The 13,918-nt window shown below is 48.8% G+C and carries 11 protein-coding genes; 4 read left to right on the top strand and 7 right to left on the bottom strand.

What is annotated here, in order from left to right; translation table 11 throughout:
• Nucleotides 1-121: 121 nt before the first annotated feature.
• The 4 genes from ilvD to M2137_RS07525 all read right to left on the bottom strand — a co-directional run bounded on the left by ilvD (nt 122) and on the right by M2137_RS07525 (nt 7,405).
• Nucleotides 122-1,951, bottom strand: coding sequence for a dihydroxy-acid dehydratase (gene ilvD / locus M2137_RS07540; protein WP_280765850.1), 1,830 nt, complete (start codon nt 1,949-1,951; stop codon nt 122-124).
• Nucleotides 1,952-2,257: 306 nt separating this feature from the next.
• Nucleotides 2,258-4,024 (bottom strand): ABC transporter ATP-binding protein, encoded by a 1,767-nt coding sequence (locus M2137_RS07535; RefSeq protein ID WP_280765849.1) that lies wholly within the window; start codon nt 4,022-4,024, stop codon nt 2,258-2,260.
• Complete coding sequence (locus M2137_RS07530; protein WP_280765848.1) at nt 4,025-5,749, bottom strand: ABC transporter ATP-binding protein; 1,725 nt, start codon at nt 5,747-5,749, stop codon at nt 4,025-4,027.
• A 237-nt stretch (nt 5,750-5,986) separates the two neighbouring features.
• Nucleotides 5,987-7,405, bottom strand: a complete 1,419-nt coding sequence (locus M2137_RS07525) for an AAA family ATPase (protein WP_280765847.1) — start codon at nt 7,403-7,405, stop codon at nt 5,987-5,989.
• Between the two features lie 92 nt (nt 7,406-7,497).
• On the opposite strand from M2137_RS07525, the gene M2137_RS07520 reads away from it, so the two are divergent.
• The 3 genes from M2137_RS07520 to rsmD are packed head-to-tail and all read left to right on the top strand — an operon-like array spanning nt 7,498 to nt 9,509.
• Nucleotides 7,498-8,139 carry a hypothetical protein gene (locus M2137_RS07520; RefSeq protein ID WP_280765846.1) on the top strand — a complete coding sequence of 214 codons (642 nt, stop codon included), beginning with the start codon at nt 7,498-7,500 and terminating at the stop codon, nt 8,137-8,139.
• Nucleotides 8,140-8,145: 6 nt separating this feature from the next.
• Nucleotides 8,146-8,982, top strand: a complete 837-nt coding sequence (locus M2137_RS07515) for a DUF3822 family protein (protein ID WP_280765845.1) — start codon at nt 8,146-8,148, stop codon at nt 8,980-8,982.
• Nucleotides 8,970-9,509, top strand: a complete 540-nt coding sequence (gene rsmD, locus M2137_RS07510; protein WP_280765844.1) for a 16S rRNA (guanine(966)-N(2))-methyltransferase RsmD — start codon at nt 8,970-8,972, stop codon at nt 9,507-9,509. The genes M2137_RS07515 and rsmD overlap by 13 nt, the downstream gene beginning before the upstream one ends.
• Before the next feature lie 77 nt (nt 9,510-9,586).
• Here rsmD and pfkA read toward each other — a convergent pair whose 3' ends face one another.
• The 3 genes from pfkA to cmk form a co-directional block, all read right to left on the bottom strand.
• Nucleotides 9,587-10,567: a 6-phosphofructokinase gene (gene pfkA, locus M2137_RS07505; RefSeq protein ID WP_280765843.1), complete on the bottom strand. Its 981-nt coding sequence runs from the start codon at nt 10,565-10,567 to the stop codon at nt 9,587-9,589.
• A gap of 89 nt (nt 10,568-10,656) precedes the next feature.
• On the bottom strand, nt 10,657-11,526 hold the full coding sequence (locus M2137_RS07500; RefSeq protein WP_280765842.1) for a 4-hydroxy-3-methylbut-2-enyl diphosphate reductase: 870 nt from the start codon (nt 11,524-11,526) through the stop codon (nt 10,657-10,659).
• A gap of 123 nt (nt 11,527-11,649) precedes the next feature.
• Nucleotides 11,650-12,345, bottom strand: coding sequence for a (d)CMP kinase (cmk, locus tag M2137_RS07495; protein WP_280765841.1), 696 nt, complete (start codon nt 12,343-12,345; stop codon nt 11,650-11,652).
• 386 nt (nt 12,346-12,731) lie between these two features.
• Here cmk and M2137_RS07490 point away from each other — a divergent pair, with 386 nt between their 5' ends.
• Entirely contained in the window at nt 12,732-13,913 is a 1,182-nt protein-coding gene (locus tag M2137_RS07490; RefSeq protein WP_280765840.1) for a DUF1343 domain-containing protein, read from the top strand.
• Nucleotides 13,914-13,918 lie beyond the last annotated feature (5 nt).

Raw genomic sequence — 13,918 nt, 5'->3', positions numbered from 1 at the left:
TTTTAATTATGAATTATCAATTATGAATTATGATCGCTTAGCGAAGCGTAAAGCAATTATGATCGCTTAGCGAAGCGTTAAGCAATTATGATCGCTTAGCGAAGCGTTAAGCAATTATGAATTAATCGATCAAACGAACCGCTCCCTTATCTGCCGAAGAGACCATCGATGCATAGGCTTTCAGCGACTTACTTATTTCACGTTGGCGGGTTGGTGGGGTAAAGGCTTTTGCGCCCCTCTCCTCTTCCGCTGCACGCCGTTCGGCCAGTTCCTCCGTGTTTACTTTTACGTTGATCGTGCGTTCCGGTATGTTTATCTCAATGATATCATGGTCTTTGACCAGCCCGATTGCACCGCCGGCAGCCGCTTCGGGCGAGATATGCCCGATGGAGAGTCCGGAAGTGCCTCCACTGAAGCGCCCGTCGGTGATCAGGGCACATTCTTTGCCCAGGTGGCGGCTCTTGATATAGGAGGTGGGATAAAGCATTTCCTGCATACCCGGTCCTCCTTTAGGACCTTCGTAGATAATCACCACCACATCACCGGAGACAACATCGCCCCGTAGTATTCCTTCACAGGCAGCCTCTTGTGAGTCGAACACCTTTGCCGGACCTGAGAAGCGGAAGATACTTTCGTCAACACCTGCCGTTTTCACCACGCAGCCGGCTTCGGCAATGTTTCCATACAATACAGCCAATCCTCCGTCTCTGACGTAGGCATGCGACATATCGCGGATGCAACCGGTTGCCCGGTCGGTATCTACCTCTTTATAATACATCTCTTGTGATCCCATCACCAGGTTGAACCGGTGCGCCGGTGCACTTTTATATATTTTTACCGCCTCTTCAGTTCGGTTGGGCGAGAGCAAGTCGTACTGATCAATCGCTTCCGACAGGGTCAGTCCATCTACCCGTTTCACCGATCCGTCAATCAGTCCACCTTTGTCGAGTTCCGCCAATATGCCGAGTATACCGCCTGCGCGGTTCACATCCTGCACATGATACGCGCAGCTTGGTGCCACTTTGCACAGCACCGGTGTCTGGCGCGAGAGCCGGTCGATGTCTTGCATGCTGAAATCAACTTCTGCTTCATGGGCCACGGCCAGTAGATGAAGCACCGTATTGGTGGATCCGCCCATCGCGATGTCGAGCGACATAGCGTTGAGAAACGCCTGGCGGGTGGCAATATTGCGGGGCAATACCGATTCGTCGCCGTCGCGGTAGTATTTGTAAGCATTTTCTACAATCAGCCGGGCGGCTTGGTCGAAGAGCGATGTCCGGTTGGCATGTGTTGCCACGATCGTTCCATTGCCCGGAAGCGCCAGTCCGATCGCCTCATTCAGGCAATTCATGGAGTTGGCGGTGAACATGCCGGAACAGCTTCCGCAGGTAGGACAAGCCGAGCGTTCCACCTTCTCCACCTGTTCGTCACTGATCGAATCGTCGGCCGCTTCGATCATGGCATCGATCAGATCCAGGTAGCGTCCATCCAGTTCTCCAGCTTCCATCGGCCCTCCGGATACAAAAACCGTAGGAATATTCAATCGCATAGAGGCCATCAGCATACCCGGTGTGATCTTATCGCAGTTGCTGATACATACCATCGCATCCGCTTTATGGGCATTGACCATATATTCCACGCTGTCCGCGATAATATCCCGGGAGGGCAACGAATAGAGCATGCCATCGTGTCCCATAGCAATGCCATCGTCGATCGCGATTGTATTAAACTCAGCCGCAAAACAGCCCTGTGCCTCGATGGCCGCCTTCACCCGTTGTCCGATCTCGTGCAGATGCACATGACCCGGTACAAATTGCGTAAACGAGTTTACGATGGCGATAATCGGTTTACCAAACTGTTCTTCTTTCATTCCGTTGGCCCGCCATAGGGCGCGTGCGCCGGCCATCCGTCGACCTTCTGTGCTTTGTGAACTGCGCAATTTTATTTTCATCCTACCGTTGTTTGTTTTCGTTTCATTAAAATAAAAAAGACCCTTCTCTACGGAGAAAGGCCTACAACTATCATTTATGACTTACATAACTATATGCATACCTTTCTCACTTACCTGCTAATGACTAGAAGGACGACCACGAGAATAATATGCAATACGTTTGTTGTCATGATTATGCGTCATTTTTTCTTTTGACGATGCAAATGTAGGATAATAATCTAAACGCGCAAAGAAATTATAAGATTTTTACCTCTTTTTCTGTCAAATATCAATAAAACAGGAATGAAAGATTGCTTTTTGTTGTATTTATTTAAACTGTTCCCTGTAGAGGGTATAGTATTTCCCTTTTTGTTCCATCAGTTGTTCGTGGTTGCCCCGTTCGATGATCTCCCCATTTTCGAGCACCATGATCAGGTGTGCGTTGCGAACGGTCGACAGGCGGTGTGCGATGATCAGGCTGGTACGCCCTTCCATCAACTGATCCAGTCCCTTTTGTATCAACAATTCGCTGCGGGTATCGATATTGCTGGTGGCTTCGTCGAGCAGGAGAATAGAGGGATCGGCCACGGCCGCCCGGGCAATGTTGAGCAATTGGCGTTGTCCCTGGCTCAGGTTGGCACCGTCGTTCTCGAGTAGGGTATCATAGCCGTGTGGTAGGCGGCGGATAAAGGAGTGAGCAGCGGTTAATTTAGCTGCCCGAACTACTTCTTCGTCGCTCGCTTCCAGGCGTCCGAAACGGATATTTTCCCGGACGGTGCCGGTAAACAGATGGGTATCCTGCAACACAATCGCCATCGATTTGCGCAGATCCTCCCGTTTGATTTGCCCGATCGGATGGTTGTCGATGGTTATTTCGCCCGAGAGGATATCGTAGAAGCGGGGCAGGAGGTTCATAATGGTGGTCTTGCCCGCGCCTGTTGCTCCAACCAAGGCGATCTTACATCCGGGCGAAGCATGTAGGGATATTCCTTTAAGTACGGTATGTTCGGGCTCATATCCGAAAATAACATCTTGCATCCTGACATCCCCTTTCACCTCTGTCAGGGCAACAGCCTCCGGCGCGTCTGCCGGTTCGGGTGCCTCGTCGATCACCTGAAAGATACGTTCGGCTCCGGCCAAAGCAGCCTGTATGCTGTTGTAGAGGCTGGCCAACTGGTTGATAGGCCGTCCGAACTGACGGGAATATTGCAGGAAAGCCGCCAGTCCGCCGATGTCGAATCCCCGGAAGAGTGCCAACAGCCCTCCGGCAATGGTGATAATAACAAAATTGAGGGTGCTGAGGTTTTGCATCACCGGCATCATCAATCCCGAATAGAACTGCGCCTTTTGCGACTTGGCGTTGAGATCCTGGTTGAGTTTTTCGAAGTCGGCCTCTACCTTTTGTTCGTGACCGAAGAGTTTGATAACCTTCTGTCCGCTGATCATCTCTTCCGTGTATCCGTTGATCTCCCCCAGGGCATCCTGTTGCGCCTTGAAGTATTTGCGGCTTTTCTTCACAATGTAGCGGGCAAAGAGAATCATAAGCGGAATGGTAATAAACGTAACCAGGGTCAATACCGGGCTAATGTAGATCATCATCGTCACGATCCCTGTCAGCATGAGTACGCTGGTCATGATCTCCGCCAGGCTATCGGTCAAGGCATCGCTGATACGGTCGATGTCGTTGGTATAGCGGCTCATCAGGTCGCCATGCTGGTGGGTGTCGAAATAGTTGAGTGGCAAGCGCTCCATTTTGTGGAACAGATCGGCGCGGATGCGGGTGACGGTTTGCTGGCCGATCACATTGAGCAATCGGTACTGCACCCACATCGCTACCACTCCCGCGAGGTAGATGCCTCCCAGGAAAGCGAGCGCCCGGATGAGTCCGGCCATATCGGCAGGAATAATATACTTATTAATGATAGGCCTCAGCATATAGGATCCCATCAGGCTGCAGACGGCTTCGACAACAATCAACAGGGCAATCCCAACGAGCCTCTTCCGGTCGGCACGCAGATAGGAGACCATGCGGCGAAGCGTTTTCTTGCTCTCCTTCGGCTTTCCCTCGTTGATATGTTTTTTCTTGTCTGCCATTTAATTTACCAATTGCTGTGAATGATAGATCTCCCGGTAGATAGTCGATTGCTCCATAAGCTCCTCCGGTCGGCCGATGGCATCGATTTCACCGTCTTCCAATATGATCACCCGGTCGGCCGACTGCATGGTGTGGATGCGTTGTGTGATCACAAACAATGTCGTCTCCTGCAGGTAGGTGGCCAGGTTGGAGCGTATTTTCAGTTCCGTTTCGCTGTCGACGGCGCTTGTGCTATCGTCTAAGATCAATACTTTCGGTTTGCGCAAAAGGGCACGGGCTATGCAGAGGCGTTGCTTTTGTCCGCCCGACACATTGACGCCGCCTCTTCCCAGTTGGGTGTTGTATCCTTCCGGGAAAGAATTGATGAAATCGTGTGCTTCGGCTGCCCGCGCCGCCTCTTCCACCTCTTCTTCGGTCGCTTCGGGATTGCCCCAGCGGAGGTTTTCCATGATCGTTCCTGAGAAAAGTTCGTTTTTCTGCAATACCACGCCTATCTTCCGGTGCAGTTCGTCGAGGGAGTAGCTTTTTACATCCCGATCGTCAATGCGGACACGGCCTTCCGTGGCGTCATACAGGCGAGGGATCAGTTGCAAGAGCGAGCTTTTCCCCGAGCCGGTCATGCCGACCACGGCAATGGTCTCTCCCGGTTGAATCTCGAAGTTGATATCGCGAAGCACATCCGTCTCCCCACCACTATACCGGAAGCTGACATGATCGAAAGCCACCTTGCCTTCCGTGATCCGGTGATGGTTTGTTGTTCCTTCGGGTGTGTCGGCGAGGGAAGGCTTTTTGTCGAGTACCTCCACAATGCGGTCCGACGAGGCCGATGCACGCGCGTAGGTCATAATCACCATCGAGAGCATCATCAGCGACATCAACACCTGCATCAGGTAGTTGACAAAGGAGATCAATTCGCCCACTTGCAGGTCGCTGTTCATCACCTTGATGCCTCCGAACCAGAGGATGGCCAATACCGACAGGTTGAGTATCAGTTGCATGGCGGGAAAAAGCGACACGATGATATTCGAGGCACGGATCACAATATCCCGCAACTCTTCGCTATTGCGGGTGAACTTTTCTGTTTCGAATTCTTCCCGGACGAAGGATTTGACCACCCGGATATTGATCAGGTTCTCACGCACCACACCGTTCAATGCGTCGATTTTCTGTTGCACGATCAGGAAGAAAGGAAAGCCTTTTTTCAATATAAAGAATACACTAACGGCCAATAGCGGGATGGAGGCGGTCAGGATAAGCGCCAGTTCTTTGTTTATATTAATAATGAAAAAGATCGCCATCACCAGCATCATCGGCGCGCGAAGCATGATGCGCATCGACATCATAATGACTTGCTGAATGCGGGTCACGTCGTTGGTCAGGCGCGTAATCAGCGAGGCCGAGCTGAAATAGTCGATATCAGGAAAAGCCAGTTGCTGGATTTTATGGAACAGCTTGCCACGCAGATCGGTCCCGAACCCGATGGATGTTTTGGAAGAGACATAGATATTGATGATACTGGCGCATAAGCCGATCAGGGAGACGACGACCATCAGCGTACCGGTTCGGGTGATCACCGAAAGGTCGTTTTGCATCACGCCCCGGTCTACGATCTGAGACATAAAATAAGGTTGGATCGTTTCGCTCACAACCCCTGCCAAAACAAGAAAAGGACTAAGCAATAGTCCGACCTTGTATTTCTTCAGAATGTCCCAGTATTTCTTCATTGCTCTATGGGCAGGCAAAAATAATCAATTTCAAGCCTTTTCCGACAAGAAAACGAAATATCATTTCTGTTTTGGCAAAATGACAAAATGATATTTCGGCAGGAGAATTTTGTCAAAAACCCGGGACTTTGAAGACAAACCCCCGGGAGTTAGTATTTGTTAACATTTGAAGTGTAAGCAAACCCCTGTCGTTTTAACTAAAAAACGACCTATTCAGCTTACACTTGTGTTTTCGGATTATTCCTCAAATTCTTTGGGTAGGTTCACCAAATAGAGGCTATTGGTCGCACGGGTAAAGGCGGTGTATAGCCAACGGTAGAAGTTTTCGCCCAGCATCTCTTCGGTCACGTAGCCGATATCAAGAAAAACATGGCTCCATTGTCCGCCCTGCGCTTTGTGGCAGGTGATCGCATAGGCATATTTCACCTGTACGGCGTTGTACCAGGCATCGGCTTTGAGCTGTTTCATCTTATCGCTTTGGCGGGTGATCTCTTCGTAGTCTTCCAATATGGCCTGAAACAAGCGATCATTTTCCTCCCGGGTGAGAGCCGGTGTCTCCGACTGAAGCGTGTCGAATAGGATCCGTATCTCCATTTCTACGTCATAGTCGGGAAAGTGCACCTCGACGTCGGCGAATCGGAAACCATACATTTCATAAGTTTTGCGTACTCTGCGTACCTCCACAATATCACCGTTGGCAATGAAATCCATCGCTTCGATCTTCTCTTTTTCCGTCCAGTAGTAGTTGTTTTTGGCTATCATCAGGAAATCGCCGGCCGAGAGTTCTTCTTCGCGGTCGAGGATGCGGTTGCGGATACCGTTGTTGTAGATTGTTGCCCGTTTATTGCTGCGCGTGATAACGATGGTTTCTTCCCTGCCGTTGCGGTAGTAGGCCGACGAGATTTCTTCAATCAGATCCATTCCGTTCACCTTGCGGAAATCGGCAAAGCCCAGGCGCAGGCGGGGAAAGATCTCCACGGTGTGTGCAGCAAGGGCTTCACGCAGGCGGGTGGCGTTGTAAAGTATGCCCGAATCATCGGCCTGGCGCACCACCTGGGTGAGTTGTATCTCGCTCACTTCCAATCCGTACCCCCGCAACACCTGACGACTGAGCGCCGGGCTTTCGGTTTGCTTTACCGGCGGAAGCTGGGCGGTATCACCCATCAAAATCAAGCGTCCGTTTTCATTCTCGTACACATACCGGATCAGGTCGTCCAACAGGCGCCCTTCGCCGAAGAGGTGTGAGTCGATCCCTTCGTTGGTGATCATTGAGGCTTCGTCGACAATAAAAAGGGTGTCGCGGTGCAGGTTTTGGCTAAGTTGGAAGCCTGTCATCTCGGGGGAGAATGTCTTTTGGCGGTATATCTTCTTGTGGATGGTCAGGGCTTTGTGGTTGGCATATCCCGAGAACACTTTGGCAGCCCTGCCTGTCGGGGCTAACAGCACTGTTTTTTGCTTTAATTGTGTCAGTGTTTTGACCAGCGCGCCTATCAGGGATGTCTTGCCTGTCCCGGCATATCCCTTAAGAAGAAGGAGGGTGTTGGGCTGGGTCGACTGAAGGAAATCAACAATTATCTCTATCGCGTGAGCCTGGTTTGGCGTCGGGGTATGGGGGAAATTAACAGAGATTAGTTTTCCTAAGTAACTATTTATCATTTTACAAGCAATAATTTTCGTGATAAAGGTAAGGTATTAAATATTCTTTTTATATTTGCCGGACGAAATAAATTCAAAAAACAATACAAACCATGAAAGTTACATTAAAGATTTTACTGACTGTAGCAGTATTCCTGCTTGTTTACATGTGCGTAAAGAGTATTACTGGGCCAATTGAATTTAATAAGGAAAAAGAAGCGCGCGATACGGAAATTATTGCTCGTTTGGTAGACATCCGTAAGGTTCAGATTGAGTACAAGAATATTCACAAAACACATGCCGGCTCTTTTGCAGATTTGGAAAAATTCCTGAACGAAGAGCAACTTCCTTTTGTTATTAAAGAAGGTGTTTTGACTGACGAACAATTGGAAAAAGGGATGACAGAACAACAGGCAGTAAAAGAAGGTTTGATCCGTCGTGATACGCTGTGGATGCTTGCAAAAGACACGCTTTTGGGCAGAGGATATGACGTAGCTAACATGCGTTATGTGCCTGCTGTACCGGGCAACCGTATTGAGTTCAGCATGGACACAGCTACGCTGACCTCTCCGACAGGTTACGAAATCAAAGTGTTTGAATGTGGTGTGTTATTCAAAGACTACCTGACAGAAATGGATCCGCAGTTGCGTTATAACCTGATCGACAAAGCTGAAAAGCAAGGCAAATATGCTGGTATTCGCGTAGGATCACTGGATGAGGTAAATAACAGCGCAGGTAACTGGGAAAATCTCTAATTTCTTATGCTTATCAGCGTTCCTGATACGTTGACGATTAATCAATCGGATAAATATATAATGTCCATCCGGCTCCAACCGGATGGACTTTCTTTTTCCGCCTATATGCCATCTGTCCCGGGCAGTTTCTTTATCCGAAAGGCGGAGTTTGACCATGCTTTGTCGTACGGGGAGGCGTTTAAAGAGTTCTTTTATGCGCATGATTTCCTGACCTGGTCCTACCGAAAGGTGTATTTCGTTGTGGATTTCCCGCAGTTTACGATGGTTCCCGCCCAGGTTTTCGACGAAAAGCAGCAGGAAGAATTTCTGGCTTTCAACTTCTCACAGCCGGAAAACCGATGCCTTCATAACACGCTTGAAGAGGAGAATATGGTCGTTGTGTATGGTATGGACAACGACACCTATGAGTTTTGTTCCCGTTCCTTTATCGATCCGTTGTTTGTTCATTCGGCTTCTCTATTGATCCCTTTCTGGAAAAAGCAGAGTATGGCCTCTTTTTCGGCCAATATGTTTGCGGTAATCTCCCCGAAGCGCATTGATGTTTTCTGCTACCGGCAGGATAAACCGGTGTTTATCAACTCCTTTTCCGTGGGAACAACAGAGGACATACTGTATTACCTCTTGTATATCTGGCGCTCGACAGGCATGGATCAATATAAAGATCAGCTTTTTATCTATGGAGAAGGTGGGAAAGGACAAACAAAACAGGAGATTATCGAAGCCCTCAACCCTTATCTTCGTCGGGTAGAAGCGGGCGGAATCCCTGCCGATGCCTATTTATTGGGCGATGAAATAATGCATACCCCTGTCGATCTTATAGCTTTAAGTACATGCGAATCATAAGTGGAAAATACGGAAGACGGCGTTTCTCCGTTCCGTCTAACTTCAGTGCCCGGCCGACAACCGATTTTGCCAGGGAGAATATATTCAATGTTTTGTCGAACCTTGTCGACTTTGATGACCTGGAAGCCCTTGATCTTTTTGCCGGAACAGGGAGTATTTCGTTTGAAATGCTGTCGCGTGGCTGCCGCCGGGTAACGGCAGTAGAGCTAAACAACGCACACGCCAACTTCATTCAGAAGGTGGCCCGGGAGCTAAAAGAGGAGCATCTCTCATTGATCCGTGGCGATGTTTTCCGTTTTCTGGAGCGTGCCAAGGCGGAGAGTTACGATATAATCTTTGCTGATCCGCCTTATAAATTGGAAGACTTGGCAGAAATCCCCCGGATCGTACTCGATAGAAACCTGCTTCGCCCCGAAGGAATATTTGTGATGGAACATCCCAAAGAATACGATTTCTCGGAGCTGCCTTACTACAACCAGCGCAGGGTCTATGGATCAGTCAACTTCAGTGTTTTTATAAAAGAATAAGGAGCCTTGCTCTTATAAAAAAAGACCTTAAAGGTATATCATCCTTTAAGGTCTTTTTTTATAGTATATATCCCTCGTTAAATGGAGGAAATTCGCAAGGTATTGACCAGGTCGCGGTCAATTCCTTTGATGTTCTTGATCGCTTTTGAGAAGGGGATATAGGTGATTGCTTCGTTTTGTATCCCGATCATCACATTGCGCTGGTCTTCAAGGATTGCATCGATCGCAGCCACGCCCATGCGGGTTGCCAGGATGCGGTCGCGTGCTGTCGGAGAACCTCCACGTTGCAAGTGACCCAGGATAGAAACACGCACGTCGAACTGCGGGTACTCTTTCTTTACACGTTCAGCTACGCCCATCGCGCCTCCTGTAATCTCACTTTCCGCCACCAATACGATACTGCTGTTCTTCGATTTGCGGAAACCGTTGTCGATCATTTCCGACAATTGGTCTTTCTCGATAGAGATCTCCGGAATGATCGCCGCCTCCGCTCCGGAAGCAATGGCACCGTTGAGCGCCAGGAACCCGGCTTCGCGCCCCATTACCTCAATGAAAAACAAGCGATCATGCGAAGTCGCCGTGTCGCGGATCTTATCGACACACTCCATAATGGTGTTGAGAGCCGTATCGAAACCAATGGTCACATCTGTTCCAAACAGGTCATTATCGATTGTTCCCGGTAATCCGACAATCGGATAATTAAACTCTTGCGCAAATATACGGGCACCCGTCAGCGTTCCATCGCCACCGATAGCCACTAAGGCTTCGATCCCATGTTCCTGCAACCGCTTATAAGCCAGCTTGCGCCCTTCGGGTGTACGGAATTCTTCGCAGCGGGCGGTCTTCAAAATCGTACCACCCCGTTGAATAATATTACTTACGTTCTGTGTTTTAAAATCTTCAATCTCATTTGTGATCAATCCTTTGTAACCACGATATATGCCTTTTACGCTCATACCCTGATAAATAGCCGTGCGGGTTACGGCACGTATGGCTGCGTTCATGCCGGGTGCATCACCTCCGGAGGTTAAAATGCCAATACACTTCACTGTAGACATAGCGTATTTTGTTTATTAGTTCGCAGCAAAATTAAGGATTTTAATTGATAGTAAACGTGAAAATTCTGCAATTCACGTTTCGGTTGAATCTATAAATTATTCAGATCATTTATCCTGTTTGCCACCTCTTCCATCAGCCATTTGGGTGTTGAGGTGGCTCCACATACACCGACGGTCTTTACCTCCGGCGGCAAGGCTTCGGTAATCTCCCGCGCTTCGGTGATAAACAAGGTGTTTGGATTGGCTTTCAGGCATTCTTCAAACAACACACGCCCGTTGGAACTCTTCACCCCTGCCACAAAGTAGATCCAATCATGGCTTGCTGCAAACTTCTTGATATTCGGTAAGCGGTTGGCCACCTGACGACAGATCGTGTCGTGGTAATCGAATTTGACCCCGCCGCTGATCCGCCGTTTTATTTCCTCAATGATCTCACGAAATCCATCCAACGATTTGGTCGTTTGCGAGAAGAGAATGATATCCCTTTCGAAGTCGAGTTTTTCCAGGTCTTCTACGCTTTCTATTACAATGGCCGTTCCTTCCGTTTGGCCAACCAGTCCGTTCACTTCGGCGTGTCCTTTTTTACCGTAGATCACCAGTTGACTGCGATCGGTTTTCGACTGAAGGTAGCAACTGTGTATTTTCCGTTGCAGCCGCAATACCACAGGGCAGGTAGCATCGATGATCGTAATATTGTTTTTCCGTGCCAGTTCATAGGTGGAAGGCGGTTCACCATGGGCACGAAGCAATACCTTTTCTCCCTGCAGATCGGCAAGCGCTGCATGGTCGATGGTGCGCAACCCCTCTATTTTGAGGCGTTCAACCTCCAGGTTGTTATGCACAATGTCCCCCAGGCAGTAAAGCACAGCCTCCTTTTTCAGTTCGCGCTCGGCACTTTCGATAGCCGTTACGACACCAAAACAAAAACCGGAACTTTTATCTATTTCAACTTGAACCACCGTAGTTTAATTATGAATTATGAATCGAAGATCGCTTAGCGAAGCGTAAAGCAATTGGAGCGAAGCGGAAATCGCTTAGCCGAAGGCGTAAAGCAATAAAGAGTGAAGAATGAAAAACATAATTCATAATTCATAATTCATAATTTTCTCGTATTGCTCCAGCAGCCATGCCTTTTGCTCCTCCAGACTCATGTTGGAGTTGTCTAACAGGATCGCATCCTCCGCCTGTTTCAGAGGGCCTACCTCACGGGTCGAATCGATAAAATCGCGTTTTTTGACATTCTCGAGGATCTCTTCGTAAGAGACATCAAGCCCTTTCCCCTGCAATTCGTCCAACCGACGCCGGGCGCGCACCTCGGGCGATGCCGTTATAAACACCTTCAACTCGGCATCCGGGAAGATCACCGTGCCGACATCGCGCCCATCCATAACAACACCTTTGCCACGTCCCATTTTTTTTTGCTGTTCTACCAGCTCATAGCGCACGAAATCCAACGCAGCCACCGGACTTACATGGTTGGACACCTCCATGCCCCGTATATCCTTTTCCACATCGACTCCGTTCAAAAGGGTATCCGGGCGTCCGGTTTCTGGATTCGGACGAAAAGAGATATGTATGTTTTTCATCTCTTCCCGTAGTCTCTCTTCATCCAGCGTGTCACCGGAAAACAGGCCTTGCTGCAGGCCGTATAAGGTGACTGCCCGATACATAGCACCGGTATCTATATAGGTATAACCAATGGTTTTAGCCAAATCTTTGGCCATGGTACTCTTTCCGCTTGAGGAATGTCCGTCGATCGCAATGGTAATCTTTTTCATCTTCAATAGAACTGTTGAGGAAGGGGTTACACTTTATTTACAACATACAAATATACGATCTATTCTTCAGAAAAACGATGCATCCGCGAAACGATATTCGGCAGATAAATCGAAAAACACAGGTGTAAGCAGAAGGGGGATGTTTTTAGTTAAAATCAGCCCTGTTTGCTTACACTTCAAATGTTAACAAATACTAACTCCCGGGAGTTTGTCTTCAAAGTCCCGGGTTTTCTCCAACATTCTCCCGCGCTTTTGACAAAATGTCAATTTCACTTAGCAAATAAAACGAAGTGCAAAGCAAAATATCAAATAGCGAAAATAGAGCGATAGAAGCGAAATTGATTAATTTTTCCGTATGTTTGCATAAGGCTTAGAATAAAGTATTTATGCGTATAATAGAATATTTAAACAAAATAGGTATTGTCTTTGTTTTTTTGTATTCGACAGGCAGTCTCTGCGCGCAACAACCCAAATTGCAACTGGGTGCTGAGCGGATGGAGGTGATTTTGCCCTTATTAGAGGGGAAGCGGGTTGGGCTGGTTGTCAACCAAACCTCTATTCTGGAGAATACGCAGGTACATGTATTAGACACATTGCTGGCTGAAAAGATAAACATAATCAAGGTGTTTGCACCTGAACACGGCTTCCGGGGGACGGAAGATGCCGGGGCGGAGATTGACGACAGCCGTGATCAACGAACGGGCATTCCCATCGTATCGATATACGGACGCAACCGAAAGCCAACAGCTGCCCAACTGGCCGATCTGGATGTCATTGTTTTCGATATTCAGGATGTAGGCACCCGCTTTTATACCTATATCAGCACGATGCACTATGTAATGGAGGCTTGTGCGGAAAACGGAAAAGAGGTGATTGTATTCGACCGCCCGAATCCGAATGACTTCGTGGACGGACCGATGCGCCGGGACGGATTCGAGTCGTTTGTCGGTATGCATAAGATTCCTTTGTTGCACGGGCTGACAGTGGGCGAACTGGCCCGGATGATCAATGGCGAAAGATGGTTGCAATCGACGCCCGACACCTGCCGACTCACGGTCATAGAGATGGAAAACTGGCAGCATGGCGATCCCTATTGGCTGCCGGTCAAGCCCTCTCCTAACCTGCCGAACGACCAATCGATCCGCCTTTATCCCTCCCTCTGTCTCTTTGAAGGGACAGGAATCAGCGTGGGTCGGGGGACTTATTTCCCGTTCCAGGTGTTGGGGTATCCCGATCCGAGTTATGGCGACTTCCAGTTCACGCCCGTTTCACTCCCGGGATTCGACACCAACCCCATGCATAAAGACAAGGTTTGTTATGGGGTAGACCTGCAGCAAACAGCTTTTGAAGGAGGCTTCACGCTTCGTTTCCTGATCGACTTCCTGAATAAGGCGGGCGACGACCGGGCAAAATTCTTCACCCGTCCCGACTGGTTCGACCTATTGGCCGGATCCAAAGAGCTTCGTATGCAGCTAACCAATGGCATGACCGAAGAGGAGATACGCGCCAGTTGGCAGGCCGACCTGGATGCCTACCGGGAAATGCGACAGAAATATTTATTGTATTAAATGAT

Source organism: Parabacteroides sp. PFB2-10 (assembly GCF_029893085.1).
Taxonomy (GTDB): Bacteria; Bacteroidota; Bacteroidia; order Bacteroidales; family Tannerellaceae; genus QVMG01.
Note: the sequence above shows the minus strand (reverse complement) of the source record. Positions and strands in the feature narration are given on the sequence as shown.

What these genes read in the sequence shown, in the direction of transcription:
- ilvD (WP_280765850.1), bottom strand. Translation starts at nt 1,951, where the DNA reads ATGAAAATAAAATTGCGCAGTTCACAAAGCACAGAAGGTCGACGGATG.
- M2137_RS07535 (WP_280765849.1), bottom strand. Translation starts at nt 4,024, where the DNA reads ATGGCAGACAAGAAAAAACATATCAACGAGGGAAAGCCGAAGGAGAGC.
- M2137_RS07530 (WP_280765848.1), bottom strand. Translation starts at nt 5,749, where the DNA reads ATGAAGAAATACTGGGACATTCTGAAGAAATACAAGGTCGGACTATTG.
- M2137_RS07525 (WP_280765847.1), bottom strand. Translation starts at nt 7,405, where the DNA reads ATGATAAATAGTTACTTAGGAAAACTAATCTCTGTTAATTTCCCCCAT.
- M2137_RS07520 (WP_280765846.1), top strand. Translation starts at nt 7,498, where the DNA reads ATGAAAGTTACATTAAAGATTTTACTGACTGTAGCAGTATTCCTGCTT.
- M2137_RS07515 (WP_280765845.1), top strand. Translation starts at nt 8,146, where the DNA reads ATGCTTATCAGCGTTCCTGATACGTTGACGATTAATCAATCGGATAAA.
- rsmD (WP_280765844.1), top strand. Translation starts at nt 8,970, where the DNA reads ATGCGAATCATAAGTGGAAAATACGGAAGACGGCGTTTCTCCGTTCCG.
- pfkA (WP_280765843.1), bottom strand. Translation starts at nt 10,567, where the DNA reads ATGTCTACAGTGAAGTGTATTGGCATTTTAACCTCCGGAGGTGATGCA.
- cmk (WP_280765841.1), bottom strand. Translation starts at nt 12,345, where the DNA reads ATGAAAAAGATTACCATTGCGATCGACGGACATTCCTCAAGCGGAAAG.
- M2137_RS07490 (WP_280765840.1), top strand. Translation starts at nt 12,732, where the DNA reads ATGCGTATAATAGAATATTTAAACAAAATAGGTATTGTCTTTGTTTTT.